The 26,660-nt window shown below is 40.3% G+C and carries 26 protein-coding genes and 3 tRNA genes; 21 read left to right on the plus strand and 8 right to left on the minus strand.

Going from position 1 to position 26,660, the window contains the following annotated elements:
* Positions 1 to 164: 164 nt before the first annotated feature.
* The 3 genes from RWZ05_RS06350 to ispE form a co-directional block, all read right to left on the minus strand.
* Positions 165 to 1,625, minus strand: a complete 1,461-nt coding sequence (locus RWZ05_RS06350; RefSeq protein WP_314643013.1) for an alanine/glycine:cation symporter family protein — start codon at positions 1,623 to 1,625, stop codon at positions 165 to 167.
* Positions 1,626 to 1,784: 159 nt separating this feature from the next.
* Positions 1,785 to 2,477, minus strand: coding sequence for a GntR family transcriptional regulator (locus RWZ05_RS06355; protein ID WP_314643015.1), 693 nt, complete (start codon positions 2,475 to 2,477; stop codon positions 1,785 to 1,787).
* Positions 2,474 to 3,370 (minus strand): 4-(cytidine 5'-diphospho)-2-C-methyl-D-erythritol kinase, encoded by an 897-nt coding sequence (gene ispE, locus RWZ05_RS06360; RefSeq protein WP_314643016.1) that lies wholly within the window; start codon positions 3,368 to 3,370, stop codon positions 2,474 to 2,476. The genes RWZ05_RS06355 and ispE overlap by 4 nt, the downstream gene beginning before the upstream one ends.
* 205 nt (positions 3,371 to 3,575) lie before the next feature.
* Between ispE and RWZ05_RS06365 the strand changes: the two genes are divergently transcribed.
* The 16 genes from RWZ05_RS06365 (at position 3,576) to atpC (ending at position 17,600) form a co-directional block, all read left to right on the plus strand.
* Positions 3,576 to 4,508: a YitT family protein gene (locus RWZ05_RS06365; RefSeq protein WP_314643017.1), complete on the plus strand. Its 933-nt coding sequence runs from the start codon at positions 3,576 to 3,578 to the stop codon at positions 4,506 to 4,508.
* A 203-nt stretch (positions 4,509 to 4,711) separates the two neighbouring features.
* Positions 4,712 to 6,349, plus strand: coding sequence for a phosphoglucomutase (locus RWZ05_RS06370; protein ID WP_314643018.1), 1,638 nt, complete (start codon positions 4,712 to 4,714; stop codon positions 6,347 to 6,349).
* 187 nt (positions 6,350 to 6,536) lie between these two features.
* On the plus strand, positions 6,537 to 6,812 hold the full coding sequence (locus RWZ05_RS06375; RefSeq protein ID WP_314643019.1) for an ACT domain-containing protein: 276 nt from the start codon (positions 6,537 to 6,539) through the stop codon (positions 6,810 to 6,812).
* An 8-nt stretch (positions 6,813 to 6,820) separates the two neighbouring features.
* Entirely contained in the window at positions 6,821 to 8,179 is a 1,359-nt protein-coding gene (locus RWZ05_RS06380) for a PFL family protein (protein WP_314643020.1), read from the plus strand.
* Positions 8,180 to 8,213: 34 nt separating this feature from the next.
* Positions 8,214 to 9,365, plus strand: coding sequence for an MraY family glycosyltransferase (locus tag RWZ05_RS06385; RefSeq protein ID WP_314643021.1), 1,152 nt, complete (start codon positions 8,214 to 8,216; stop codon positions 9,363 to 9,365).
* A gap of 57 nt (positions 9,366 to 9,422) precedes the next feature.
* Positions 9,423 to 10,565, plus strand: a complete 1,143-nt coding sequence (gene wecB / locus RWZ05_RS06390; RefSeq protein WP_314643023.1) for a non-hydrolyzing UDP-N-acetylglucosamine 2-epimerase — start codon at positions 9,423 to 9,425, stop codon at positions 10,563 to 10,565.
* 1 nt (position 10,566) lies between these two features.
* Positions 10,567 to 10,761 carry an AtpZ/AtpI family protein gene (locus RWZ05_RS06395; RefSeq protein WP_314643024.1) on the plus strand — a complete coding sequence of 65 codons (195 nt, stop codon included), beginning with the start codon at positions 10,567 to 10,569 and terminating at the stop codon, positions 10,759 to 10,761.
* Positions 10,762 to 10,771: 10 nt separating this feature from the next.
* Positions 10,772 to 11,140, plus strand: coding sequence for a Tat pathway signal protein (locus RWZ05_RS06400; RefSeq protein ID WP_314643025.1), 369 nt, complete (start codon positions 10,772 to 10,774; stop codon positions 11,138 to 11,140).
* A 177-nt stretch (positions 11,141 to 11,317) separates the two neighbouring features.
* On the plus strand, positions 11,318 to 12,010 hold the full coding sequence (atpB, locus tag RWZ05_RS06405; RefSeq protein ID WP_399554342.1) for a F0F1 ATP synthase subunit A: 693 nt from the start codon (positions 11,318 to 11,320) through the stop codon (positions 12,008 to 12,010).
* A gap of 23 nt (positions 12,011 to 12,033) precedes the next feature.
* Positions 12,034 to 12,261, plus strand: coding sequence for a F0F1 ATP synthase subunit C (atpE, locus tag RWZ05_RS06410; RefSeq protein ID WP_314643027.1), 228 nt, complete (start codon positions 12,034 to 12,036; stop codon positions 12,259 to 12,261).
* A gap of 18 nt (positions 12,262 to 12,279) precedes the next feature.
* On the plus strand, positions 12,280 to 12,777 hold the full coding sequence (atpF, locus tag RWZ05_RS06415; protein WP_314643029.1) for a F0F1 ATP synthase subunit B: 498 nt from the start codon (positions 12,280 to 12,282) through the stop codon (positions 12,775 to 12,777).
* A gap of 4 nt (positions 12,778 to 12,781) precedes the next feature.
* Positions 12,782 to 13,333, plus strand: coding sequence for an ATP synthase F1 subunit delta (gene atpH, locus RWZ05_RS06420; protein WP_314643030.1), 552 nt, complete (start codon positions 12,782 to 12,784; stop codon positions 13,331 to 13,333).
* A gap of 16 nt (positions 13,334 to 13,349) precedes the next feature.
* The gene (gene atpA, locus RWZ05_RS06425; protein ID WP_314643031.1) at positions 13,350 to 14,888 is read left to right on the plus strand and encodes a F0F1 ATP synthase subunit alpha; all 1,539 of its coding nucleotides are present in this window, start codon (positions 13,350 to 13,352) and stop codon (positions 14,886 to 14,888) included.
* 3 nt (positions 14,889 to 14,891) lie between these two features.
* Complete coding sequence (gene atpG / locus RWZ05_RS06430) at positions 14,892 to 15,746, plus strand: ATP synthase F1 subunit gamma (RefSeq protein ID WP_265137783.1); 855 nt, start codon at positions 14,892 to 14,894, stop codon at positions 15,744 to 15,746.
* An 18-nt stretch (positions 15,747 to 15,764) separates the two neighbouring features.
* Positions 15,765 to 17,189, plus strand: a complete 1,425-nt coding sequence (gene atpD / locus RWZ05_RS06435; RefSeq protein WP_314643033.1) for a F0F1 ATP synthase subunit beta — start codon at positions 15,765 to 15,767, stop codon at positions 17,187 to 17,189.
* A gap of 3 nt (positions 17,190 to 17,192) precedes the next feature.
* The gene (gene atpC, locus RWZ05_RS06440; protein ID WP_314643034.1) at positions 17,193 to 17,600 is read left to right on the plus strand and encodes an ATP synthase F1 subunit epsilon; all 408 of its coding nucleotides are present in this window, start codon (positions 17,193 to 17,195) and stop codon (positions 17,598 to 17,600) included.
* A 133-nt stretch (positions 17,601 to 17,733) separates the two neighbouring features.
* Here the strand turns inward: atpC and RWZ05_RS06445 are convergent, their stop codons facing one another.
* The 4 genes from RWZ05_RS06445 to RWZ05_RS06460 all read right to left on the minus strand — a co-directional run bounded on the left by RWZ05_RS06445 (position 17,734) and on the right by RWZ05_RS06460 (position 18,997).
* Positions 17,734 to 18,642, minus strand: coding sequence for a hypothetical protein (locus RWZ05_RS06445; protein ID WP_314643035.1), 909 nt, complete (start codon positions 18,640 to 18,642; stop codon positions 17,734 to 17,736).
* Positions 18,643 to 18,763: 121 nt separating this feature from the next.
* Positions 18,764 to 18,839, minus strand: a tRNA-Val gene (locus RWZ05_RS06450).
* Positions 18,840 to 18,842: 3 nt separating this feature from the next.
* Positions 18,843 to 18,917 (minus strand) — tRNA-Glu (locus RWZ05_RS06455).
* Positions 18,918 to 18,921: 4 nt separating this feature from the next.
* Positions 18,922 to 18,997 (minus strand) — tRNA-Asn (locus RWZ05_RS06460).
* A 738-nt stretch (positions 18,998 to 19,735) separates the two neighbouring features.
* Here RWZ05_RS06460 and RWZ05_RS06465 point away from each other — a divergent pair.
* The 4 genes from RWZ05_RS06465 to RWZ05_RS06480 all read left to right on the plus strand — a co-directional run bounded on the left by RWZ05_RS06465 (position 19,736) and on the right by RWZ05_RS06480 (position 23,713).
* Positions 19,736 to 20,578: a fumarate hydratase gene (locus RWZ05_RS06465; protein ID WP_314643036.1), complete on the plus strand. Its 843-nt coding sequence runs from the start codon at positions 19,736 to 19,738 to the stop codon at positions 20,576 to 20,578.
* A 19-nt stretch (positions 20,579 to 20,597) separates the two neighbouring features.
* On the plus strand, positions 20,598 to 21,158 hold the full coding sequence (locus RWZ05_RS06470; RefSeq protein WP_009352515.1) for a Fe-S-containing hydro-lyase: 561 nt from the start codon (positions 20,598 to 20,600) through the stop codon (positions 21,156 to 21,158).
* A gap of 224 nt (positions 21,159 to 21,382) precedes the next feature.
* Complete coding sequence (locus tag RWZ05_RS06475; RefSeq protein ID WP_314643037.1) at positions 21,383 to 21,934, plus strand: TIGR01440 family protein; 552 nt, start codon at positions 21,383 to 21,385, stop codon at positions 21,932 to 21,934.
* A 9-nt stretch (positions 21,935 to 21,943) separates the two neighbouring features.
* Complete coding sequence (locus tag RWZ05_RS06480; protein WP_314643038.1) at positions 21,944 to 23,713, plus strand: LPO_1073/Vpar_1526 family protein; 1,770 nt, start codon at positions 21,944 to 21,946, stop codon at positions 23,711 to 23,713.
* A gap of 162 nt (positions 23,714 to 23,875) precedes the next feature.
* On the opposite strand, the gene RWZ05_RS06485 is transcribed toward RWZ05_RS06480, so the two are convergent.
* Complete coding sequence (locus RWZ05_RS06485; protein WP_314643040.1) at positions 23,876 to 24,601, minus strand: Crp/Fnr family transcriptional regulator; 726 nt, start codon at positions 24,599 to 24,601, stop codon at positions 23,876 to 23,878.
* A gap of 272 nt (positions 24,602 to 24,873) precedes the next feature.
* On the opposite strand from RWZ05_RS06485, the gene hcp reads away from it, so the two are divergent.
* Positions 24,874 to 26,439, plus strand: coding sequence for a hydroxylamine reductase (gene hcp / locus RWZ05_RS06490; protein ID WP_314643042.1), 1,566 nt, complete (start codon positions 24,874 to 24,876; stop codon positions 26,437 to 26,439).
* The last annotated feature ends 221 nt before the right edge of the window (positions 26,440 to 26,660 follow it).

Consider the following 26,660-nt stretch of genomic DNA (forward strand, 5'->3'; position numbering starts at 1 on the left):
TAGTTTTTAGTGTAAAAAAACGTAAAAAATATAGGAAGTTACTGTGATTGTTGTTACTTGTAACAGGTTGGTTAGATGATATAGTTGTAGCTCTGAAAATGGATACTTTTACAAAAAAGAGACCATTGAAATATATTTTCAATAGTCTCTTAGGAACAAATATTTTATTTTTCCACTGTATCTTCAACTGGAGTTGGAGGAACGGTGGAGTCTGTAGTTTGGCCGTCACCCCACCATACAATACCGTAGGTATGATTAAGAACAGATCGGTTGAATACAGGGCTTTCGATACCAGCCTTACGTTGTTTGATATAGTCATCAAGAGCAAGACCAGCTGTGCGGCCCATACGAACGATGGAACTTACATTAGTTAATACTAAGAAAGCCATGAATAAATCGGCTAGATTCCATACGAGATCAAGAGAGGCGATGGAGCCTACAAATGTCATGATAATTACACCGATACGGAATAAATGAAGATAGAATCTCTTTTCTGTTAAGTGGCTAATGTTGATTTCACCATAGTAATAGTTACCAATTAAGGAACTGAAGGAGAACATTACGATAAAGATTGCCACCGCTGTTGGTGCCCAAGAACCAAGTTGTTGTTCTAGATTATGTTGTACTAGAGCAACACCAGTTAAACCTGTTGTGCTATAGTCGCCAACCATGAGGACAATGAATGCTGAAGCTGTACAAATGATGAAGGTATCAAGGAATACACCAAATGCTTGTACAAGACCTTGTTCAACTGGATGATTAACAGCTGCAGTTGCCGCTGCATTTGGAACAGAGCCTTCACCAGCCTCATTAGAGAATAAGCCACGCTTAATACCATTCATTACAGTAGCGCCAAGCAGACCGCCACCTGCAGCGACTGGTTCAAAGGCTGAAGTAATAATAGTATAAATAACATGTGGGAATTGGGTGATGTTCATGATGACCACGAATAATGCAGTAGCAATATACAGTACAGCCATGATAGGAACGATGATTTCAGATGCTTTTGCAACGCGATGAATACCACCAAAAATAATGAGGCCTAGAAGTACTGCAACAACAGCACCTGTGTAGGATACATCAAAGTTAAATACTTGAAGAGACGCTGCTAATGTGTTCGCTTGTACAGAGTTATAAATCCAACCATATGTAATACTGATTAGAATAGCAAATAAAACAGATAAGGCTTTGTTGTTTAAACCGTAGCGAATATAGTAAGCTGGACCACCGTAGAACCCGCCTTTAGCAACAGGTTCTTTATAAATTTGAGCTAATGTAGACTCAATGAAACCTGTTGCAGCACCGATAAGTGCGATAACCCACATCCAGAAAATAGCACCAGGACCACCAAGTACAATGGCAATGGCGATACCTGCGATATTACCAACACCTACACGAGATGCGGTGCTAACACAAAATGCTTGGAATGAGGATACATGATTTTTTTCAGTAGAACTACCTGCACCGTTAACTACGAGACGAATCATTTCTTTAATCATACGAATTTGTACAAAATTCGTTGTCATAGTAAAGAAGAGACCTGCGCCGATGAGGATAAAAATGATGAAATAACTCCATAAATAGCCATTAATGGTAGAAATAGCATCATTGAGCATTGCTTCCATAAAAACGCTCCTTTCTTATAAAAAGAATTCATATAATTATTAATGTTATTGTATCAATTTCTATAGACTCTGTAAAACAAAAATCCTTCACAAGAGTGAAGGATTTTATTAATAATTTATAATTGTATAGCCACCAAGATGAGCAACTAGAATGTTTCTTTAAGATTTAGTAAATTCCTGAGATTCTTCCATACCTTGCAATAAGGTTTGTTCTGAATGCTCCATGTGGAGTCTAGCTAACTTACGCGCTTGAGTAGCGTTATGAGACGCGATAGCCTCTACGAGTTGCCGATGTTCTTCCCACGTTTTTCTAAGTCGACCAGGTTGGTTCATAGAGAAACTACGGAAACGATAAGTTTGTTCGCGCAAGTTATGGACAATGTCCGCCAATCGTTCGTTACGAGATGCACGGTATAGCACTTCGTGGAACTCTACATCCGCAGCTACGACGGAATCCATGTCTTTATTTTCCATGTGGTCGCCGATTTCTACAAGCATTCGTTCTAAGGTTTCGATTTCTTCTTCGGTGATGCGCTCTGCAGCAAGACCTGCAGCAAGTTCTTCGAGGGCTGATCGAATTTCAAATACTTGGGTAATATCTTTTAAAGAAATATTAGCCACGTAAGTACCACGACGAGGAACCATAACGACAAAGCCTTCTAGTTCTAATTTACGAATAGCTTCGCGAATCGGAGTGCGGCTCACGCCCAACTCTTCAGCGAGAGGGATTTCCATGAGACGTTCACCAGGCTTTAATATTCCATCTTGGATGGCTTGACGCAATGTTTCACTTACAACTTCTCTTAGTGGTTTATACGCATCGAGTCGTATAGGTTGTAACCGTTTTGTCATGGTAAGTCCTCCTGTGTACACGTTTTTGTAATGAGGGAGAGCCAATCGTGGCCAGCTGCTTTAATTTCCTCTTGGAGCTGCAATGCCTCCATTGGTTTATTAAGTAATACTACCATCGTTGGACCACTGCCAGTCATGATGGTTGGGTATCCACGGCTTGTAAAGAACTCTTTACAGATTACAAGTTCTTCGTGATCTGGGAATAATAGCTCTTCAAAGGTATTAGCGCTACTAGTGAAAGCAGATTTCAAATCATTGTTTTCAATGTGGCTTAATACGGTGTCAATTGTTTTCTTAGTAGCATCTGATTTGCCGTTAAAACGACCGTATGCAGCTGCTGTAGAAACCGATACCTTTGGTTTAACAAGCAATAACCAATGTGGTTCTGGTGATTGTTTAAAACTTAGTATTTCGCCGCGACCTGTGCCGCGTGCTGTACCACCTTGCAATAAGAATGGTACGTCAGAGCCAAGGGTAGCACCGATTTTTAACAGCTCCTCTTGGGGGAGCTGTAAGTCCCAGAAACGATTGAGACCTAATAACATGGCTGCTGCATCTGCGCTACCACCACCGAGGCCGGCTTGGATAGGAACGCGTTTTAACAAATGAATGGCTGCACCAGCCTTGCAACCGGTGTAATCTTGCACGGCACGCAATGCCTTTAGTGCAAGATTATCTTCACCGTAAGTTACTAGTTTTTGCATATATTCAGGTAATTCAGGAGCGCCGCCAGAAAATACTACAGAATGATGCTTAGCAAAATAAATAGAATCACTAAGTCGAATAGATTGGAAGATGGAATCGATATCGTGGTAGCCGTCGTCACGCTTACCTGTAATAGCAAGACCAATGTTGATTTTACTGCAACCGAGTTGCTCAAAACTTTTACTCATAATAGCCTCGTTCGTAATGTACATAATATATGCAGTTTATATGTTTATTTTATACTGTTATAAAGTGATTGAAAATAACCATTAAGTGGTTTATGATGATTTTGTATACACATGTTGTTCAATTCCTGACAGTATTGTAAATAGCGTGTGGTTTAGTTAGTTCATTATAGAATATTTATAGTGAAATGGCAATTTGGAGGAAGCTATGTTCGCCAAGTATAAAGATGTTGTGTATCAATGCTTTGTGGTCGCTGTTGGGTGTGCCATATTTGGTGCCGGCATTAATGCATTCGTATTGCCTCACAAACTGGTTAGTACCGGTATTAGTGGTGTAGGTTTAATTTTGTATTATGTAACAGGCTTATCTGTTGGTTCTTGGAATATAATTTTAAATATTCCTATATTTTGGGCTGCCTGGAAGTGGCTCGGTACACGTGTAGTTATCAAGACTTTATATGGCACGTTTATGTTATCCTGGATGATTGATCTCTTTGGTTTCCTGCAGTATGACATGATTATTAAGGATCCATTGCTGAGTTCCATGATGGCTGGCATTACGACTGGTCTGGGCCTTGGTATTGTCTATCGTGTAGGCGGTAATACAGGTGGTCTCGACCCAATTGCTCTTATTGTTCGTAAATATTATGGCCTTCAAATGGGATCCATTAATAGTGCTATCAACTGTGCGATTTTATTAGCCGCTGTTGGTGTTGTTGGCCTTGAAGCTGTAGCGGTAACACTTATTAGTGTGTATGTATACACAATTATAACCAATAAGGTTGTCATCGGTTTCAACCAACGAAAGGTTGCTTTCATCATCACTTATCGTACCGATGAAGTTTGCGAATGTATCATCAACAAAGTTGGTCGTGGCGCAACAATCATCGAAGGTATTGGGGCCTATACTCGATCGCCAAAAAATATCGTTATGGTCGCGGTTAACCTACTGCAAGTTAATAAATTGAAAGAGGTTATTGAAGAAGCAGATCCAAATGTATTTATCTTGATTACTGATGCTCAAGAGGTTATTGGACAAGGTTTTACACGACCTATACTGCCCACTGAGGTAACTGACCAATTGCAAGCACAAGGTACTAATGCACAAGGTACTGTAAATGCTAGAACAGTTAATAGATAAAAAGCAAGAATAAGAAATAAATAACAAATATAACTAACGTATGGTATTGAAATTGTTGTTTTTTGTCATCTTATATTAATTATGGGTAAATATAATGTTCTGTGAATATTATATACATTTTGTAGATTACTCGTATCTGATTGTAAAAATATAAATTTAGTAATTCGAGAGAGATTCTTTCATGATGAGGTTAGGAGGTTCCTATGGCTCACAAATTAGCAGGTACGCCTGTACAAGAACAAGATATTATTGATGTGCAAACCCTTGTGGATGCTTATTTTGATAATGCACCGGATATTACAGATCCGACACAACTCGTATCCTTTGGGACATCTGGTCATCGAGGTACATCCTTAAATGGTACATTTACGGACTTACATGTAGCGGCTATTACACAGGCCATCTGTGATGGTCGTGGGCAATTTGGAGCTACTGGTCCGCTCTTTGTTGGTCAAGATACACATGCGTTGTCTCAGCCTGCCCTAGAAACGGTGCTAGAGGTACTCGCTGGTAATGGTGTGACGGCTATGGTTGATGCGGATATGGATTTCGTACCGACTCCATCCATATCTCGCGCTATTATTCGATATAATGAAAGCCACAATCATAAAGCGGATGGTATTGTTATCACACCATCTCATAATCCTCCAGATAATGGTGGTATCAAGTATAATGCGACGAATGGTGGTCCAGCAGATACGCTCATTACAAAGTGGATTGAAACTCGCGCTAATGAATATGTACGTGCCTACTGCAAATTAGAAGGCTTCAAGCGCATTAGTATTGATAATATTGAACCAGACCAACAAGTTCCATACGATTATAAAGGTTTATATGTTGAAGAATTATCTTCTATCATTAATATGGAAGCTATTCAAAGTGCTAAACCGAAGGTTCTTGTAGATGCTCTTGGCGGTAGTGGTCTTGGTTATTGGCGTGCCATTAAAGAACGTTATAACCTCAATATGGATATTATCCATGACGAGTATGATCCAACCTTTAGCTTTATGACGTATGACCATGATGGTAAAGTTCGCATGGATTGCTCTTCTGAATATGCCATGGCTGATGTTATTAAACAAATCGGTAACTATGCTCTGGCCGTAGGTAATGATCCTGACTATGACCGTTATGGTATCGTTAGTGCCGATGGTTTTACTTCTCCAAATGCATTCCTTGTAACTGCTGCAGATTATCTGTTTACAACGCGTGGTTGGAAGAATAAAGGGGTAGGTAAAACCGTTGTTTGTACCACAATGATAGATAAATGGGCAGCCGTCAAAGGCATTCCTGTTTATGAAGTACCTGTAGGTTTTAAATATTTCAGTTCTTTATTGTTTGATGGTGAAATTGGCATTGGTGGCGAAGAATCCGCTGGTGCATCATTCCTCAAAAAAGACGGTACCGTATGGACTACTGATAAAGACGGTATGGTAATGGCTCTATTAGCGATGGAAATGTACTCCGTAATGGGGGCCACTGTTGAACGGTTGTACAACAATATAGTCGAAGGTTGTGGAGACCCTCGTTTTGGTCGAATTGATGCGGTTTGTACGAAGGCTGCTAAGGCTAAGTTGAAACAGTTAAATGCAAGCTCTATTACGGCTACAGAGGTTGATGGAGATGCTATTACGAATGTACGCACTACGTCCTTGTACAAGGATATGCCTATCGATGGTGTTCGTGTAGAAACAGAAACAGGTTGGTTTGTGGCTCGTCCTTCTGGCACTGAAGACTTATATAAAATTTATGGTGAAAGCTATAAAGGGGATAAAGGCCTTATCGCATTATTGACGGCTGGTGAAGAAATTGTTACAGCCGCATTGGCTGACGAAGTGTAACCGCCACATTGCATGATGCAGTATAACAGCTGCTGTGTGTATGATGAAGTGGAATATACTGCTTTTACGTGAAAACTCATGAAGATTTCACCGTAGAAAAGTAATAAATGTGATATAATATATTAATATAGTTTATTGAATGCCTATATCGGCTATATAGTTTGTAGTGCTTAGAAAAGGTGATGTTATGAAATTAGTTGTTACCGTTGTCGGCGTTGACCGCGTAGGTATCATTGCGGGGGTTAGTACTGTACTTGCTAACCACGATGTTAATATTATGTCTATTAATCAAACCATTCTTGATGGTGTTTTTAATATGATTATGATGTGTGAAACGAAGTCTGAAGATGTGAAAGACCTTACCTCTATTCAAGAGGCTTTGACTACACTAGGTCAAGAACTAGGTGTTGAGATCCGTGCACAACATGCTGATATTTTCTTGAGCATGCACCGTGTAGGATAGGAGGCACTATGTTATCTATCGACAATATTTTAGAAACGAATCAGATGATTCATGACAACAAGCTTGATGTTCGTACGATTACAATGGGCATTAGCTTGTTAGAATGCGCATCTAGTTCTGGTAAAGAACTATGTGATCGCATTTATGATCACATTACAAAAGAAGCTGAGCATCTTGTGGCGACGGGGGAAGATATTGAGCGCGAGTTTGGTATTCCTATCATCAACAAGCGCATTTCTGTAACTCCCATTTCTCTTGTAGCCGGTGGTAGTGACTTAACATCTTATGTTCCTGTAGCAGAAGCTATGGATCGTGCTGCTAAGGAGGTTGGGGTTAACTTTATCGGTGGTTTCTCAGCCCTTGTAACAAAAGGTGCTACACGAGCTGACCGCATTTTAATTGACTCTATTCCTGAGGCATTGGCAACTACGGATATCGTATGTAGCTCCGTTGCGGTAGGTTCCACTAAAACTGGTATCAACATGGACGCAGTGCGCGACATGGGTATCATCGTTAAGAAAACTGCTGAGCTTACAAAGGATAATGATGCTCTTGGCTGTGCTAAGCTAGTTATTTTCTGTAATCCTGTTGAGGATAATCCGTTTATGGCGGGTGCCTTCTTCGGTGTCACTGAAGGGGATAGCGCTATTTCTGTAGGTGTATCTGGCCCAGGTGTTGTTAAACATGCCCTTGAATCCGTTCGTGGTGAATCTTTTGATGTTGTGGCAGAAACTATTAAACGTACTGCTTTCAAAATTACTCGTGTAGGCCAATTGGTAGCACAAGAGGCATCTCGCCGTCTTGGTAAACCATTTGGTATTATCGATTTATCTTTGGCTCCAACGCCAGCTGTAGGTGACTCTGTAGCTCACGTTCTTGAAGAAATGGGCTTATCTTCTTGTGGTTGTCATGGTACTACAGCAGCACTTGCATTATTGAATGATGCAGTGAAAAAAGGTGGTCTTATGGCCTCCTCTCATGTTGGTGGTCTTAGTGGTGCATTCATTCCTGTTTCTGAAGATGCGGGCATGATTGATGCCGTATCTTGTGGCAGCTTAACACTTGACAAATTAGAGGCTATGACATGTGTATGTTCTGTAGGCCTTGATATGATCGCTATTCCTGGCGACACAACGGCTGATACAATTTCTGCCATTATTGCAGATGAATCAGCTATCGGTATGATTAATAATAAGACAACTGCGGTTCGGGTAATTCCTGTACCTGGTAAAACTGTTGGAGAGGTTGTTGAATTTGGTGGCCTATTAGGTTATGCTCCAATTATTGAAGTGAGTCCGTATAGTGCGGCTGAATTCATCGCTCGTGGCGGTCGTATTCCTGCACCTATTCGTAGCTTAACGAACTAATACGGTTTTACAACCTAGTTGTTGGAGGTGTCTTATGAGTGATTATGTGCTCGATTATGTATGGGCCTTTGCTCTAGCGTTCATCATAACCTTTGCACTAACCCCTTTGGTGAAACGCTTTGCCGTTGCCGTCGGGGCAATAGATAAACCAGATGCCCGTAAGGTGCATCAGGGCGCGATTCCACGACTTGGTGGATTAGCGATCTTTCTCGGTTATGTCGGGTCGGTCCTCTTTAATGGTTCTATCCCGCATGATCATAAATTATTTGGCCTTATACTCGGGACTGTTATTCTGGTCCTTGTGGGCATTTGGGATGATATTAAACAGATTGAGCCAAAAACTAAGTTAATGGGCCAAATCATAGCAGCGGCTATTTTGGTAGCTTATGATATTCGTGTAGATTTCATCAACCTTCCTTGGGGGGGTGTAGTATACCTAAAATATTGGGCGGCTCCATTGACAATCTTTTGGATTGTAGGCTTTACGAATATCGTGAACCTCATCGATGGACTTGATGGCTTGGCAGCAGGTATTTCCTTTATCGCTTGTATCGCCGTAAGTGCGATGACATTACAACTTGGGCAAACAGACCTAGCATGTATTTCTCTTGCTTTGGCAGGTGCCACGGTAGGTTTTTTGCGGTATAACTTTAATCCTGCAAAAATCTTTATGGGTGATACGGGCTCTATGCTTCTCGGTTATACATTGGCTGCTATTTCTGTTATGGGAGCCGTTAAAACAGCTACTACCATTGCATTAGTAGTGCCAGCTATCGTATTAGGTCTACCAATTCTTGATACATTATTTGCTATTGTACGCCGTAAAATTAGCGGTCGTCCAATTTTCAAACCCGATAAAGGTCACGTGCATCATCGGTTATTAGCACAAGGTTTAACTCAAAAACAAGCTGTGTTGATGATGTATGCCGTAACAGCTTTTTTCGGTGGCGTATCCGTCATCGTAGCAGAGGTCAATGCATGGATTGGCATCGCATTGGTACTCGTTATTTTCTTAGTTAGTATTTTTGTGGCTCGTCGTCTTGGGGTTATTACTCATAGTGATGCGGCTGGACATCCACTACCACGTCCTACAATTGAACGCAGCGATTCAGATGAAACTATTTCCTTTGATCGTGAAGAATTGGTAAAAACTTTAGAGGAATCAGAGGGTTCCCATAAGGAATAACCATATGTGGGGCGCTTGGCGCCCCATTTTTTCTATCCTACTATGTTGGAGGCAACTATGTTAAAAGTTATGACAATCTTTGGTACAAGACCTGAGGCAATCAAGATGGCTCCTCTTGTAAAAGCATTAGAAGCAGCACCAGATATGGAACCGATTGTAACCGTTACGGCACAACACCGCGATATGCTCGATCAAGTACTAAACTTGTTTAATATTACCCCAGATTACGACTTGAATATTATGAGTCAAGGACAAACCTTGTACGATGTGACAAATCGTGCCTTGATGGGGCTTAAGGATGTATTAGAAGAGGCAAAACCTGATGTAGTTCTTGTACATGGTGATACTACAACTACCTTTGCAGGTGCTTTGGCGTCTTTCTATCAAGAGATTCCTGTAGGCCATGTAGAAGCGGGCCTTCGTACTGGTGATATTTACTCTCCGTTCCCAGAAGAAATGAATCGTAAATTGACAGGTTCTATTGCGTCTTATCACTTTGCACCAACTTCTAGTTCTGAAAGCAATCTCAAGAAAGAAAATATCAATATAGATCATTTATATGTAACAGGTAATACTGTTATTGATGCTCTTGATACAACGGTACAAGATAATTATGTATTTGATGATGCGGCTATTAATAGACTAGACCCCGAAAAACGTACGGTTCTTGTTACCACACATCGCCGTGAAAACTTGGGTGAGCCTATGCGCCGTGTATACCAAGCTATTCGTGATTTAATAAATGAATTTAAAGATATTCAAGTTGTGTTCCCTGTACATAAGAATCCTAAGGTTCGCCAAGTGGTACAAGAGGAACTTGGTTCTGTAGAACGTGTTACCTTAATCGATCCACTTGATTATGAACCATTTGCGAATTTAATGGCTAAATCTTATTTGATTCTTACTGATTCTGGTGGGATTCAAGAGGAAGCGCCAGCCCTTGGTAAACCGGTTCTCGTATTGCGTGATACAACTGAACGCCCTGAAGCTGTTGAAGCGGGTACAGTTCGCTTAGTAGGTACTGATAAAGATGCAGTACACGCAGCGGCTCATGAATTGTTGAGCGATGCAGCAGCTTATAAATTGATGTCTAACTCTGTTAACCCTTACGGAGATGGCAAAGCATCTGAACGTATCATCCAAGCGTTACGCCATGAGTTCTTGGGCGACCCAAATCGTCCTGAACGATTTGGTAAATAATATGGACAAGGATCTTGTGAAAGCCCTCGCTATGGCAACATCGGCGGGGGTCACACTGGTCTCCTGTATAGGCGGATTTATTTGGCTGGGGTATAAACTAGATGGATGGCTTCAAACGGAGCCGCTTTGTATGGTTATACTTGGTTTAATTGGAGCTATAACAGGTTTTTATATGTTATACAAACAAGTTAAGTAGTGAGGTATATATGAATCAATATATTAAATTCATAGTGCGCGTGCTACTGACTTGTTTTTTTATTGCCTTTTTAGGCGGTATAATACAAGTTTTATGTGGCTTAGAACAGTATTTGTGGGGCTGGTTTTGGGGAATTTTTATCATGGTTCTTTACTTGCTTAGTCTAGCTTTGCATGGACAATCTATTGTGTCGGGGAATCCTTATAAAGCCGTTCATAAAGCTCGCAGACAGATGATTTGGCGTCTTATGTTAGTAGGTTCTTTAGTAGTCCTAGGTCTAAAAATTCCAGGTGTTGAGGCTGTTAGCATGTTTATAGGTATAGCTCTTATTCAGCCTGCATTATATGCTGTGTACTGGTGGCTTAGTCGTCATTTCTAATCTTGAGATACTAATAAAGAATAGAAATATTCTAATAATGCATTATACACAAAGTATCTATGAGTAATTAGAATTATTCGCCTTTCAAGTGTTGATTATATATCTATAACGATGTATGATGATACATATATATTATATTTATATTATTTGTAAATATATTAGGTTTTTATTATATCTATGAAAGGGGTTGAGAACGTGGAATTACATGCGGGACACCATGAGGTCGTGCAGTGGTTGGGCTTGACATTTCATATAGATACCTTAATTGCTACATGGGTTGCTATGGCTATTGTAATACTGGTAACAGTATTAGCCACCCGAGGACGTAAATTGGTGCCTGTAGGCTTGCAAAATATAGTGGAATCTATATTAGAAGGCTTAGAGGGGCAATTAGCTCCGAACTTGGGTCGTCATTGGCCGATGGTGAGTTCCTTGTTATTTACGTTTTTCTTATTTATTGTTGTAGAAGATCAATTAGGCTTACTGCCTACATTTAAGGCATTAAAATCACCAACAGCTGATATCAATACTACAATTGCATTGGCCTTATGTAGTACCTTAGTAGTATGGGTTATTGGGATTAAAGTTAAAGGCTTATCCTACTTTAAGCATTTTGTACGACCTTACAAGGCTTTGCTAGTACTTAATATCTTTGAAGAGATTGCCAGACCTGTTACGCTTGCTTTCCGTCTATTCGGCAATATCGTAGCTGGTGAAATTTTATTAGAAGTATTATATAACTTGCCTTGGTTTGTACCATTACCATGGATTTGGATTGCTTTTAGTTTGTTTATCGGTATTATTCAAGCCTTTATTTTTACAGTTCTTACGGCATCCTACTTGGGGATGGCTCTTAGTGAGGAACATTAATTATTGTATATGGAGGATATATTATGGAAGCTCAAGGTTTATTCGCATTAGCAGCAGCAATCGCAGTAGGTTGTGGTGCCATTGGTGCAGGTATCGGTGACGGTCTTGTATCTAGTAAAGTAATCGAAGGTATTACACGTCAACCTGAATTGCGTGGTCAATTGATGTCTACTATGTTCGTAGCAATTGGTTTGATCGAAGCGATGCCTATCATCGGTGTAGTAATTGCATTTATTTTGTTATTCAGATAATAATGAGGAGGAATAACCTTGGTTGACTTAAGCCTTGGAACGATTCTTGCTCAAATGTTGAACTTTTTTATATTAGTTTGGCTATTGGCACGTTTTGCATATAAACCATTATTGGCTATGATGACAGAACGTAAAGAACGAATTGCTAAAGACTTAGCAGCTGCTGAACAAGCCCGTGTAGAGGCAGAGGCGTTTAAAGCTGATTATGCAGCTCAAATTTCTAATGCTCGTGTAGAAGCACAACAAATTGTTGAAAAAGCAATTCAAGAAGCAGAACATACAACACGAGAACAATTGGCAACAGCTCGTGAGCAAATTGAACAAGAAAAAAATCGTGCACGTCAAGATATTGCTATCGAACGTGATCGTGCTATGAATAGCTTACGCAATGAAGTTGTTTCTTTATCTGTCGCTATGGCTGGTAAAGTTGTTGCTAAAGATATGAACAGCGAAACTAATACAAAATTGATCGAAGACGCTATTCGTCAACTTGATAGTAAAACGATAGGGTTGTGATACGATGAGCATAGAAATTGTAGCAGATAAATACAGTTCGGCTATGTTTGAATTAGCTCAAGAACAAAATAATTTGGAACTCATGGAGGAGCAATTAGGCTATGTAGCATCCGTTATGGCGGAACAGCCTGAACTTCGTTCATTTCTTGAAAATCCAATCGTTACAGAAGAGGCGAAGATTAAACTTGTTGGTAGAATCTTTGAATCTAGTATTGACAAAGTTGCTCTACACTTTATCTATGTGATGATTAAACGTGGACGTCATCGCTATATAGCACAAGCTATTGCCGCGTTTATTCAAAAATCTCGTGAAGCTCGTGGTATTTTAGAAGCTACTGTAACTGTAGCAGAACCAATCACAGCTGATGTAGAAGCATCTGTACAAGCTAAACTAAGAGAGGTTACAGGAAAAGATGTCATCTTATCCGTGCGTCAAGATCCATCAATTATGGGTGGTATCGTTATCCAAGTAGGGGATAAACGCATCGATGGCTCTGTAGCTCGCCGTTTAGAAGAATTAGAAAAATCTTTATTAAGAACGAACTCTATTAGATAGGGGTGAATGGGTATATATGAAAATGAAGCCTGAAGAAATCACTGCTATAATCAAACAGCAGATTCAGGACTATGATGTTGACCTCAATGTCGATGACGTGGGTACTGTTCTCGACGTAGGGGATGGCATCGCCCATATTTATGGTCTTGAAAGAGCCATGGCCGGTGAGTTATTAGAATTGCCTCACGGCGTATATGGCTTAGTTTTGAACTTAGAATTAGATAATGTTGGTGCCGTACTATTAGGTGATGACTTCTTGATCAAAGAAGGCGACCAAGTACGCCGTACTGGCAAAATTATGGATGTTCCTGCCGGGGATGCCTTGATTGGCCGTGTAGTGAACCCCCTTGGTCAACCTCTTGACGGAAAGGGTGCTATCCAAGCTACAGAACGTCGTCCTATCGAACATCCAGCACCTGGTATTGCGGATCGTCAATCTGTAAACGAACCTTTACAAACAGGCATTAAAGCGATTGATGCGATGGTACCAATTGGTCGTGGTCAACGTGAGCTTATTATCGGTGACCGTGGTACTGGTAAAACTGCGATTGCATTAGATACTATTTTGAACCAAAAAGGCAAAGACGTTATTTGTATTTATGTAGCCATTGGTCAAAAAGAATCTACTGTAGCTCGCGTAGTGCAAAAGCTTGAAGAAGCAGGCGCTATGGAGTATACAATCGTAGTATCTGCTAGTGCATCTACTGGTGCTCCTCTTCAATACATCGCTCCTTACGCTGGTGTTGCCATGGGTGAATACTTCATGTATCAAGGCAAACACGTATTATGCGTATATGATGACTTAACAAAACAAGCGGCTGCATACCGTGCTATGTCCCTATTGTTACGCCGTCCACCAGGGCGTGAGGCGTATCCAGGCGACGTATTCTACTTACACAGCCGTCTATTAGAGCGCGCTGCGAAACTTTCACCTGAACTTGGTGGCGGTTCCATTACAGCGTTGCCTATTATCGAAACTCAAGCGGGTGACGTATCTGCTTACATCCCAACAAACGTAATTTCCATTACGGATGGCCAAATTTTCTTGGGTACAGATATGTTCTACTCTGGTATTCGTCCAGCTGTTGACGTAGGTTTGTCCGTATCCCGTGTAGGTGGTAGTGCACAAACTAAAGCGATGAAACAAGTAGCGGGCCAATTGCGTTTGGACCTTGCTCAATATCGTGAGTTGGCTGCCTTTGCTCAGTTCGGTTCAGACCTTGATGCGGCTACACGAGCACAACTTGATCGTGGTGAACGTTTGACTGAAATGTTGAAGCAAGGCCAATATGAGCCAATGAGCGTAGCTGAAATGGTTATTAACCTCTATGCGGGCACAAAAGGATATTTGGCAGACATTCAAGTTGAGGATGTATTGACCTTCGAAGCAGAATTGTTACGTTATGTGAAAGCTAACTATCCTGAAATTATCACAAACATTGAAACGTCCAAGAAAATCGAGGACGAAACTGAAAATCTATTGAAACAAGCAATCCCAGAATGTGTAGAAGCATTTGGTTCTACTCATACATTAGTGTCTCGTAAGGAGGCGTAATGTATGGCTAGTGCACAAGATTTGCGAAAACGCATAAAAAGTGTTACCAATACGCAACAAATTACTAAAGCGATGAAGATGGTAGCTTCTGCTCGTCTTCGTAGGGCACAAACAAAAGCGGAAGCTACGCGCCCTTACGCAGAAAAGATTGGGCAAATCTTGCGTCATATGTCTAATAGTGATTTAGAAGGCTTTGAAAGTCCTCTTTTAGATGTTCGACCTGTTGAACGTACTTGCTATATTGTAGTCGGTGCAGATAAAGGTCTTGCTGGGGCATTCTCATCTAATGTACTTAAGTTTGCTATGGAAGAATTAAAAGGCAAAGATCCTAGTACATACCGTGTAATCACGGCGGGTAGAAAACCTAGAGACAGCATGAAATCTAGAGGTATTCATATCGATAAGTCCTATGCGGGCTTCTCCGATAAACCTTCCTATGAACATGCTCGTGCTATTATGCATGAAGCACTTTCATTATACGAACGTCATGAAGTTGACGAAGTCATCATGATCTATACACGTTTTGTAAATTCTATGACGCAAATTGCACAGGCTGAGCGCTTGTTGCCGATAGAGCAACCACAAGATGAGGTAAAAGGGCAGGAGTATGATTTCATGCCATCTGCTGTATCCGTCTTGGAGGCGTTGCTACCAAAATATTTAGAAATTACTGTTTATAATGGATTGTTGCAATCTGCAGCTAGTGAATTAGGTGCTCGTATGACAGCTATGACATCTGCTACAGATAATGCAGGGGAACTTATTGAGTCCTTAGGCCTTGAATATAACAAGTTGCGTCAATCTAGTATTACAAACGAAATTTCTGAAATCGTTGGTGGCGCTAATGCCTTGCAATAGATAAGGAGACATCTGTCGATGAGTAATAATATTGGTAAAGTTGTGCAGGTCATCGGTCCGGTTGTAGACGTGCGCTTCGATGCTGGTCATTTGCCAGCCATCTACAACGCCATCCACATCTACCATGACCATAAAGCACATGATAGACAAAAAATCGTAGTAGAGGTTATGCAACACTTAGGGGATGACATAGTTCGTTGTGTTGCGATGAGCTCTACTGACGGTATGACACGTAATATGGAAGCGGAAGATACTGGCAATCCTATTTCCATCCCTGTTGGGGAAGGCGTATTGGGCCGTATCTTTAACGTACTTGGTGAAACGGTAGACCATGATCCAGCGCCAGTTGTGGCTGATGAAAAATGGCCGATTCACCGTCCAGCACCTAAATTTGATGACCTTTCTCCAGATACAAAAATCTTGGAAACAGGTATTAAGGTCGTTGACCTTATCGCTCCATACGTAAAAGGTGGTAAAATCGGTCTTTTCGGTGGTGCCGGTGTAGGTAAAACTGTATTAATCATGGAATTAATTCACAATGTTGCTACAGAGCACGGTGGTTACTCCGTATTCTCCGGCGTAGGCGAACGTACTCGTGAAGGTAACGACTTGTGGAATGAAATGAAAGAGTCCGGTGTTATCAACAAAACAGCCCTCGTATATGGTCAAATGAATGAACCACCAGGGGCTCGTATGCGCGTAGGTCTTACTGGCCTTACAATGGCTGAATACTTCCGTGATGTGAAGAAACAAGACGTGCTCTTGTTCATCGATAACATCTTCCGCTTTATCCAAGCGGGTTCTGAAGTATCTGCCCTCTTAGGTCGTATGCCATCTGCCGTAGGTTACCAACCTACATTGGCTAATGACGTAGGGGCATTACAAGAACGTATTACATCTACAAAAGAAGGCTCTATTACTTCTGTACAAGCTGTATACGTACCTGCCGATGACTTAACTGACCCTGCTCCAGCGGCAACATTCGCTCACTTGGATGCGACAACAGTATTGTCTCGTTCCATTGCGGAGCTTGGTATCTATCCAGCGGTGGATCCGTTAGACTCTACGAGCCGTATTTTGGACCCACATGTGCTTGGTGAAGAACACTATGCTGTAGCGCGTGGTGTGCAAGAAGTATTGCAAAAATATAAAGATCTTCAAGATATTATCGCAATCCTTGGTATGGAAGAATTATCTGACGAAGATAAATTGACTGTATCTCGTGCACGTAAGATTCAACGTTTCTTGAGTCAACCGTTCTTCGTAGCTGAAGTATTTACAGGTTCTCCTGGTAAATACGTACCATTGTCCGAAACATTGAGAGGCTTTAGAGAAATCTTAGATGGTAAACATGATGAATTGCCTGAAGGCGCATTCTACATGGTTGGCACCATCGATGAAGCCGTTCAAAAAGCAAAGGAAATGCAAGAGAAGGGGGAATAATCCATGGCGGAACCTATGACCCTGCAAATAATCACACCTGATGCAATTGTCTTTGAAGGCGAATCTACATTTTTTGTAGGTAAGGCTATTGACGGTGCTTTTGGTATCTTACCAAATCATGCACCTATGATTATTGCATTGGACTTAGCACCTTTACGCATTGATCAACCAGATGGAACATCTCGTGAACTTGCAGTATTTGGTGGCTTCTGTGAAATCGAACATAATAAGGTGAGTATTGTAACACCAGATTGCCAAGATCCAGAATCTATTGATGTGGAGCGTGCACAGCGTGCGAAAGAGCGTGCTGAAGGTCGTTTGTCCAATCCTACACCTGATATTGATGTAGAAAGAGCAGAAGCGGCATTGCAACGTGCCTTATTGCGTTTGCATGTAACTAAACAACTATAAGATAAAAGGCTAGCCGAGGGGCTAGCCTTTTCTTGTGCGTATTTGCGTGTTAGTGCGTATTTATATGTTGTTAAATTATTATAGTTGTTACAAAATAAAGGGACCTACATCTGTAGATCCTTTTATCTGTTCATTATAACACGCTAACGCCTTTTAAGGAGTATGCTGTATTTCTTGGTTGCTCTACTTGGAAATCAAGTACAACTGGTGTTTCAGAATTAATACCAGGCGCTTGGTAGCGGTCACGATCTGTGGGAATGCGTTTGTATGGCAATTTATCAAGTAATATTGTCATAACTTTGTTCCAAACAGTTTTATGGGTTGGCATAGTTAAAGAATCATCGGTTTGGTTAAAGCCTGTGCGAAGGGTGTGAACAACTTTGTCGTTTACATCGTAGTAGTACAATAATGCATTCACTTTTGCAGTAATGTAAGTTTCACGATCTTCATCGTTATATGCATATGGGCTATTTATACCACTAACCTGTACATAGATATCTTGTAGTGGGACAGGCATAATTACGATTTCTGAATTTTGTGCTGCTGCAATTTGAGCAAGGTCAACAGCTCTGATTTGTGCAGTTGGTGTATTAGTACTTACAATAGCAGTATCATAATAAGGATATTTAAGCGTATTAGACAAGCGATCTGTCATATAACGACCAAATTGTGCTGTATTTTCATTGCGTAATTTAGCGGGTACAACGATAGTTACTTTGCGACTTGGGAAGTTCTCTAAATGGCCATCGTAATTAGCATTAGATGCATTAATAGTTGCCTTTTCTGGGGCACTTGAAATTGGTGTAGATAACGGTGTATTTACTACCTTTGTAGTTGATTGTGTATTGGTTTCGATATTTACGATAGGTGCAGCACTATTTTGGTTAACTGCTGCAGAACTAATTACTACCGGTTTAGTTCCATTAGAAGTTAATTGACTCATATCGATTGTAGCAGCATTAGCTGTTGCTAATGTGGATGCAAGTAGTACACCTAGTACTGTAAGTAGGGGACGTTTACAGAGTCCGAAGTTACGAAACATAATTCCTCCTCTTAATAAAACTCATTTAAAATCACAAAATAAAATTACAAACAAAACAACTGGTACTATTATATCACATATACAAAAAAAAGAAGCAAGCAGTATGCTTGCTCCTTTAGTCTGGTGGACGATGACAGGATCGAACTGCCGACATCCTGCTTGTAAGGCAGGCGCTCTCCCAGCTGAGCTAATCGTCCATGTGGTGACCCGTCCGGGAATCGAACCCGGGATACCGCCGTGAAAGGGCGGTGTCTTAACCGCTTGACCAACGGGCCAGAATGGCTCCTCGAGTAGGACTCGAACCTACGACCGATCGGTTAACAGCCGATTGCTCTACCGACTGAGCTATCGAGGAATGGTACGATTGTTATTATATGTTAGATTAATTATAAAAGCAAGCCTTTTTTTTAAAACTACTATAAATTAAAACTTATTAAGTATGACTAAAACACATAACTTTATACGTAAAACTAGTTATTAAAAATATTGATAAGTGAGTAATAAAAATCAATAAAATCTATAGAGTATAACAAGTACAGATAATTGCTAGGTTTATAAGCTGTTATGTCACAATATATACAAGAGAGTTAGCAATATAAGTATATTGAAGATAATCGGTATACATATGCATTGTAGAAAAGTTTAAAAGATTTATTTGAAAAGAAATATCAGTTAATAGAAAAGCGTATTTATCTTATTAGATATAGTCTAGGTTTGTGGGTAATTATAAACTAAATCTATATATTAGTAAGTCCATATAGATAAGGATCATAAAAAGGGGATTAATGTGTGATAAACTATGACTTTTATCACATTGTGAGTATGCTTTCATTATTATAAATTGAGGTTCATAGAGCCCATTAAAATACCGAAATATATACAATAATATTCATGAAAATAATTCTCAAAAACTAAAAAGCATTGAGAAAACTGTATAGTTAAAGCGTTGAAAGGCTGTATATTGTGTGTTACGATTGATGCATAGAGTTAATCTCGATGTATATGAGATAAATCAATCTTATATACTTGAGAGCAAAAGTTATCTCACGGTATTAGAATTAATATTCAACTATGTTCCTGAGGAGGGATTATCTTGCGCGAGATTCAAGTATCTGAAATCACAAAAACAGTCCGTCAAATGTGTATGGACGCAGCTTACCACTTGCCAAAAGACATCTATGAAGGCTTGAAAAAAGGCCGTGAAACAGAAGAGTCTCCAGTTGGTTGCATCGTTCTCGATCAAATCATCAAAAATGCAGAAATTGCTGATGCTGAAGATCGTCCATATTGCCAAGATACTGGTATGACATTGGTATTCTTAGAAGTAGGTCAAGATGTTCATTTCGTTGGTGGTGATCTTAAGGAAGCTATCAATGAAGGTGTTGCTCAAGGTTATGTAGAAGGTTACCTTCGTAAATCTGTTGTAGCAGAACCATTGTTCAACCGTAAAAACACTCAAAATAATACACCTGCAATTATCTACATCGATATCGTTCCTGGCGATAAAGTAGAAATCAACGTAGAACTTAAAGGTTTCGGTTCTGAAAACAAATCTGACGTAGCTATGTTGGTACCTGCAGATGGCGTTGAAGGCGTTAAAAATGCAGTTCTTGAAATCGTAAAACATGCTGGCCCTAACCCATGCCCTCCAATCGTACTTGGTATTGGTATTGGTGGTACTATGGACCAAGCAGCTGTTATGTCCAAAAAAGCTTTGCTTCGCGATATTAGCACTCCTCATAAAGATCCAGAGTATGCAAAATTGGAAGAAGAAATTTTGGAAATGGTTAACAAAACTGGTATCGGTCCACAATTGGGCGGCACAACAACTTGTATCGGTGTAAACATCGAATGGGGTGCAACTCATATCGCCGGCCTTCCTGTTGCTGTTACTATTATGTGTCATGCTGCTCGTCATAAACACGTAGTACTTTAATCGGTAGGAGGTAATTACAATGGCTGAAACAATTCGCATTAATACTGAAGAATATAATGAAGAGTTTTCCCGTAAATTAAAAGTTGGCGATAGCGTACTTATCACTGGCAAAATTTACTCCGCTCGTGATGCTGCTCATAAAGTTATGACTGAAGCTTTAGCACGTGGTGAAAAATTACCAATCGATTGGACAAACAAATTCGTTTACTACTTAGGACCTACACCTGCAAAACCTGGTGATCCAATTGGTTCTGCTGGTCCTACAACTTCTGGTCGTATGGATGCTTACACACCAACAATGCTTGATCAAGGTATCAAAGGCATGATCGGTAAAGGTTCCCGTAAACCAGCAGTAGTAGAATCCATGAAGAAAAATGGTTGCACATACTTCGCAGCAGTTGGTGGCGCTGCAGCATTGATTGCAAAATCCATCAAAAAATACGAAGTACTTGCTTATGGTGAACTTGGTCCAGAAGCTTTGGCTGAATTGACTGTTGAAGACTTCCCTTGCATCGTAGTTGGCGATACTGAAGGTAACAACTTCTACGAAGAAGGTCAAAAACCTTACAGAAAAATCTAATATCACCATTGAGTGATTAAAAAGAGGCTTGCATTTGCAAGCCTCTTTTTGTTGCCTTCATTCTTTAATAGTATGATAATAGGATAAGGATATACTTTTACAGTTTATAAGTTAGCATCATGAGATGTTCACCACAGATGTGTAGAGTAAAGTCTACCGATTCTGTCCATTTTATGATAATATACATATAGATTTTATACATTCAAAGTGAGTGAGGCGATAACATGACTTCTGTAGAAACTATTCGTCAGTCAGTTCGCACAGCGATGGCTGAACTACTTGATTTGGCAAAGGTTCGAGAAGGTCAACTATTCGTTGTGGGCTGCTCCACTAGCGAAATTGTAGGTAAAAAAATCGGTACTGATTCCCATCTAGATGTGGCTCAGGTCGTATTTGATGAAATATATACAGCTATTAAGGAGAGAGGCCTTAATTTGGCAGTTCAATGCTGTGAACATATTAATCGTGCTCTTGTGATGGAGCGGAGTGCAATGACCTGGGAGGAAGAGGTTAATGTAGTGCCTCAACGTCATGCAGGTGGTGCTATGGCTGTAACTGCGTATGAACGTTTTGATGATCCTGTAATGGTTGAATTTATTCAAGCTGATGCAGGCATCGATATTGGTGATACTTTCATAGGCATGCACATGAAACATGTTACAGTACCAGTACGTCTTAGTGTAAAAGAAATTGGAAAAGCCCATGTAACGGCTTGTCGTGTTCGTCCAAAGAGCATCGGTGGGGAACGTGCTGCATATAATGAAGCATTGATGTAGGGGGATAGTATGTCAAACGTAATACCGTATTTTGTATTAGCCGTTGTGGCGCTTGGATTTTTTGCTATTTGTTACGCCGTTTTTAGTCGTGGTGATGGTGAAAATCAATCAAAGCCTAAGACGCATAGAAATTCAGATGTAGACCATAGTGTTGAAGAGAATAATGATAGTCCAATTGCAATGGAATCCAAGCATGGTGATGTAACGATAACTCATGCAGGTGGTACTAATGTATATACTGCATCGATTGCTGATTCCACTGAAGATCAATCTGGCGAAGTTTTACATGATAAATCTACAGAGGTTGTACACGATGAACCTGAAGAGGCTTTAGTAGACTCTACAGATACATCTTTCAATCGAAGAGATGGTAAGGATACACATGTAGAAAATACATCTACCGGTTACTCCTTGGCCTTAGGGGATCACAATGAGGCTGTAACTCGTACTGCGTCTAATACTGGTGAAATCAGTGCATCTCAATCTACAAGAACTGAACCTAATGGCAATCAAGCTACTTCATTAATGGATAAGACTATTGTCCTAGATAAGGTAACTGATGAGCTTCGTAATCGACCAAGTTTTGTAGAGGATACTATTGCTATGGGCGAATCTGTTGAGGCTTTCGAGGCAGATGCAGCTGAAAATTTGGAAGTCACTCAAATGATTGGCGGTGCTGACGAGGTACAAGTTGCTGAAGGACCATCTGTATTAGATGAAACTCGTTTGTTTGATGCCTCTGAAATTGAGGCACAGTTAGCTGCAGCAAGCTTAGTTGATGAAGAGGTTCCTACTGGCCAATGGGCTAAAGCAGCGCATGAAGATAAATGCATCGAACTAGCTATAGCTCCATTTGTACATGCTTTTGGCGTACTGCATGGGGATACACAATATTATGTAGAAGATATTACAAGAGATGCTTTGGCGGCACTTAATATTACAAAGCTAGCTGAAGTGAATGCGTTGTTAGACAATATTGTTATTCAAGAAGCTTTGATGAGCATGCAAAAGGCTTATGCTGCAACGAATACGGAGTGGATGAAGTCCGCTGCATTAGGGGCTTTCCTCGATGTTGTGCAATCTCCTAAGTCTAGTACGCCGTATTTAGTGGCCTTTGACGCATTGCGCGTATTACCACATTTAACACTAGGTCACTTCCAAGTCATGGCGTTAACTTTATTATTGCAATACTCTAGAAACTCCAATAACTATGGATTGATTCATTTCCAACATTATGTAGAAAAATATATTGAGCCATTTATTTCTGATCTGCCACAAAATCATTCCTTCTATCGTCAGCTAGATTACCTGCGCTGTACTCAAGAGGAACGTGAGCCGATTACATTGGCACAAGTATTATCTAATTCTTATCCATTTGTATTTAATTATCGTGGATTCTCTAAGGAAGAATTATTCCGTGCCACTGATGGTCATGGTGTAGATCCACGCTACGTGGTGCGCAGCCTAAACTCTAATTTATATAAATTGGCTTTAGTTGATGAATCCATGGCACCACGCTTCTTTAGACAAACTCGTATTTCTGACTCCATGGTTCAACGAGATCTTTTGGCACTTATGAAGAGCAAACCAACTGCTTTCAGAGGGCAAGAGGCGCGTGATATTATGGATGATATTTCTCCAGTTCTTTTGGACTTGGCTGATGTGTTTGATAAAACGCCGATGTCTAAAATTAGCTTGACCTTGCTAGGCCTTTACTTAGGCCGAGCTCATGTGAAAGCAACGATTGGTGAAGAGTTTGATTTATCTCATTGGTTCTAATACTTAATACATATGAAAGAGGTCTCCCTAGATAATCTAGAGAGACCTCTTTTATTTTCGTCGACTCAGTTTAACATTGACTGAGTTTAGAAGCTTTTAAGGGTTATATAATTTAGAAACTAGTAACCTTATTATGCATAAAAATATTAAGCCATATCATGCTTAGAAACTATTAAAACCGAATTCTTCAATTTCTTCAATATTTTTTATTGCTACAGTGCGGCCTGTAATATCGATGAGACCTTCATCACGAAGGCGGCCAAGTTCACGGCTAAGCGCTGTGCGAGATACGTTGAGCACCTCAGCCATTTGCTCACGATTGTGAGGTAAATGAATAGTAGTAGAGTGTTGACGCTTATATAGATCTGTTAAGTAAGCAAAGATCTTTTCACGCATCCCTTTTAATGTAAGGTAATGAACCTTTCTCGTTAAGAGAATTGCTTTTTCAGATAAATCCTCTAATAGATTGGATAAGATTTTAGTTTGGCATTGTTGACAATCTGGTAAGGTGTCGATAAATGTTTCGAGGGGAATGAACATAATCTTAGAAGCTTTTATAGCTTTGATAGTAGCTGGCCATAGCGGTTGTTTACTGAATAGTAATGCTTCCCCGAATATATCGGATTCCTCTAGATTGGCCATGATAACACGTTGGCCTATTACGTTTTCGCGAGTTAAAAGTGCACTACCTTCTAAGATAACGCCAATGCCATCCATGGGATCACCAGAGAGGGCGATAAAATCATTTTTCTTGTAGCTATGAACAATTACTTTGGCATTGTGTAAATAGCCACGCAATTCGTTTTCTCCAAGTTTATTGAACAGCGGGCAGTTTATGAGGGTCGGCATATATTGATTGATAATATCTTCTGAAAGTATTTGCTTCATAAGCACCTCCGGTGTGACAAAATCTATAGCAATGTATAATGATTATTGTATAATAATAGAATAGGGCCAAATGGTCTACCTGTTCCACAAGGGGAGTCAGGAAAAAATTTGAAAAAGTTTTTATTTGTTGCTCAAGCTACAGAAATTGTATCACCTTTACGTTATACTTTCAAATGTAATCATTCAGACACCTGATAATTCATCAGTGTAATGTATAGGTTTTATATTATCTAGCTTGAATGCGAGGAAGTCTCGCAAAGGAGGATTTTTAAATGAGTATGTTCTGTTATCAATGCGAACAATCTGCAGCACCAGGCGGCTGTACTGTACAAGGTGTATGTGGTAAAACTGCACCAGTTGCAAACTTACAAGACGAATTAACTGCTGCTTTAGTTGGCTTGGCTCGCGCTTTAGACGTAAAAGGCCACACTAAAGAAGGTATCGATTATTTAATGCGTGGTTTGTTCATGTGTGTAACAAACGTTAACTTCTCTGAAGACCGCGTTCAAGCGTTCATCGACGAAGTAAACGCTTACCATGCACAAGTGGACAGCACTCAACAAAACTTTGATTGGGAACAATTGTGGAAAGGTGAAGAAGATATCGTATCCCTTCGTTCCACATTATTGTTAGGTATGCGTGGTATGGCTGCTTATGCATGGCATGCTGCACGCCTTGGTTTCCATGATGCTGACGTTGATGCTTGGTTCATTAAAGGCTTGGTAGAATTCGCAAAAGACCACAGCGCTGAAGAATGGTTGAACTTGTTGATGGAATTCGGTCAAATCAACTTGAAATGCATGGCTATTCTTGATAAAGCTAATACTGAAACATATGGTACTCCAGTACCAACTACAGTACCTTTGACTGTAGAACCAGGTCCTTTCATCGTTGTTACTGGTCATGACCTTCACGACTTGAAACAATTGTTGATCCAAACTGATGGTAAAGGTGTAAACATCTATACTCATGGTGAAATGTTGCCTTGCCACGCTTACCCTGAATTGAAAAAACATCCTCAATTGAAAGGTAACTTCGGTACTGCATGGCAAAACCAACAAAAAGAATTTGTTGACGTTCCTGGCGCATTCTTGTTCACTACAAACTGCATTATGCCACCAAAAGAAAACTACAGAGAAAATATCTTCACTACAGATATGGTAGGTTTCGACGGCTGTGCACACATCGAAGAAAAAGAAGACGGTACTAAAGACTTCTCCGCAGTTATCAACCGTGCAATCGAATTGGGCGGCTATAAAGAAGCTCAAGAATTCACTGGTATCAACGGTGGTCACGAAGTAACTACTGGTTTTGGTCATGGTACAGTATTGAGCATTGCTGATAAAGTAATCGACGCTGTAAAAGCTGGCGCAATCAAACACTTCTTCTTAGTAGGTGGTTGTGACGGTGCTAAAGTAGGCCGTAACTACTACACAGAATTCGTAAAACAAACTCCAGATGATACAGTAGTATTGACATTGGCTTGTGGTAAATTCCGTTTCAACGACCTTAATATCGGCGAAATCGGCGGTATCCCTCGTATCCTTGATATGGGTCAATGTAACGATGCTTACTCCGCTATTCAAGTAGCAGTAGCTTTGGCTGGTGCCTTTGAATGTGACGTAAACGACTTGCCATTAACATTGGTATTGTCCTGGTACGAACAAAAAGCGGTATGTATCTTGTTAACATTGTTGGCATTGGGTATCCGCAACATCTACATCGGCCCATCCTTGCCTAAATTCTTCTCCAACAATGTATTGAACATTTTGGTAGAGAAATTCAACTTGCATCCAATTACAACTCCTGAAGCTGACATGAAAGCTATCTTGGGTTAATAGGATCTGTTAACTTGTTAACCACAGTCCTACTTCCCCTCTCTTTTATGATTTAGGACTGTTGTTATAAATAACGCACCTTGGGTTCGCCTAAGGTGCGTTTTTTACCATACTATAAGTCCTCTATAGTTACACAAAGATGCCTCTAATGTGCATATAGACATGTTTGAATATTGATTGTTATACTATAGGTAACGTAAGATTTTTTCACATTGTTTATG

The organism is uncultured Veillonella sp. (genome assembly GCF_963543145.1).
Classification (GTDB): domain Bacteria; phylum Bacillota; class Negativicutes; order Veillonellales; family Veillonellaceae; genus Veillonella.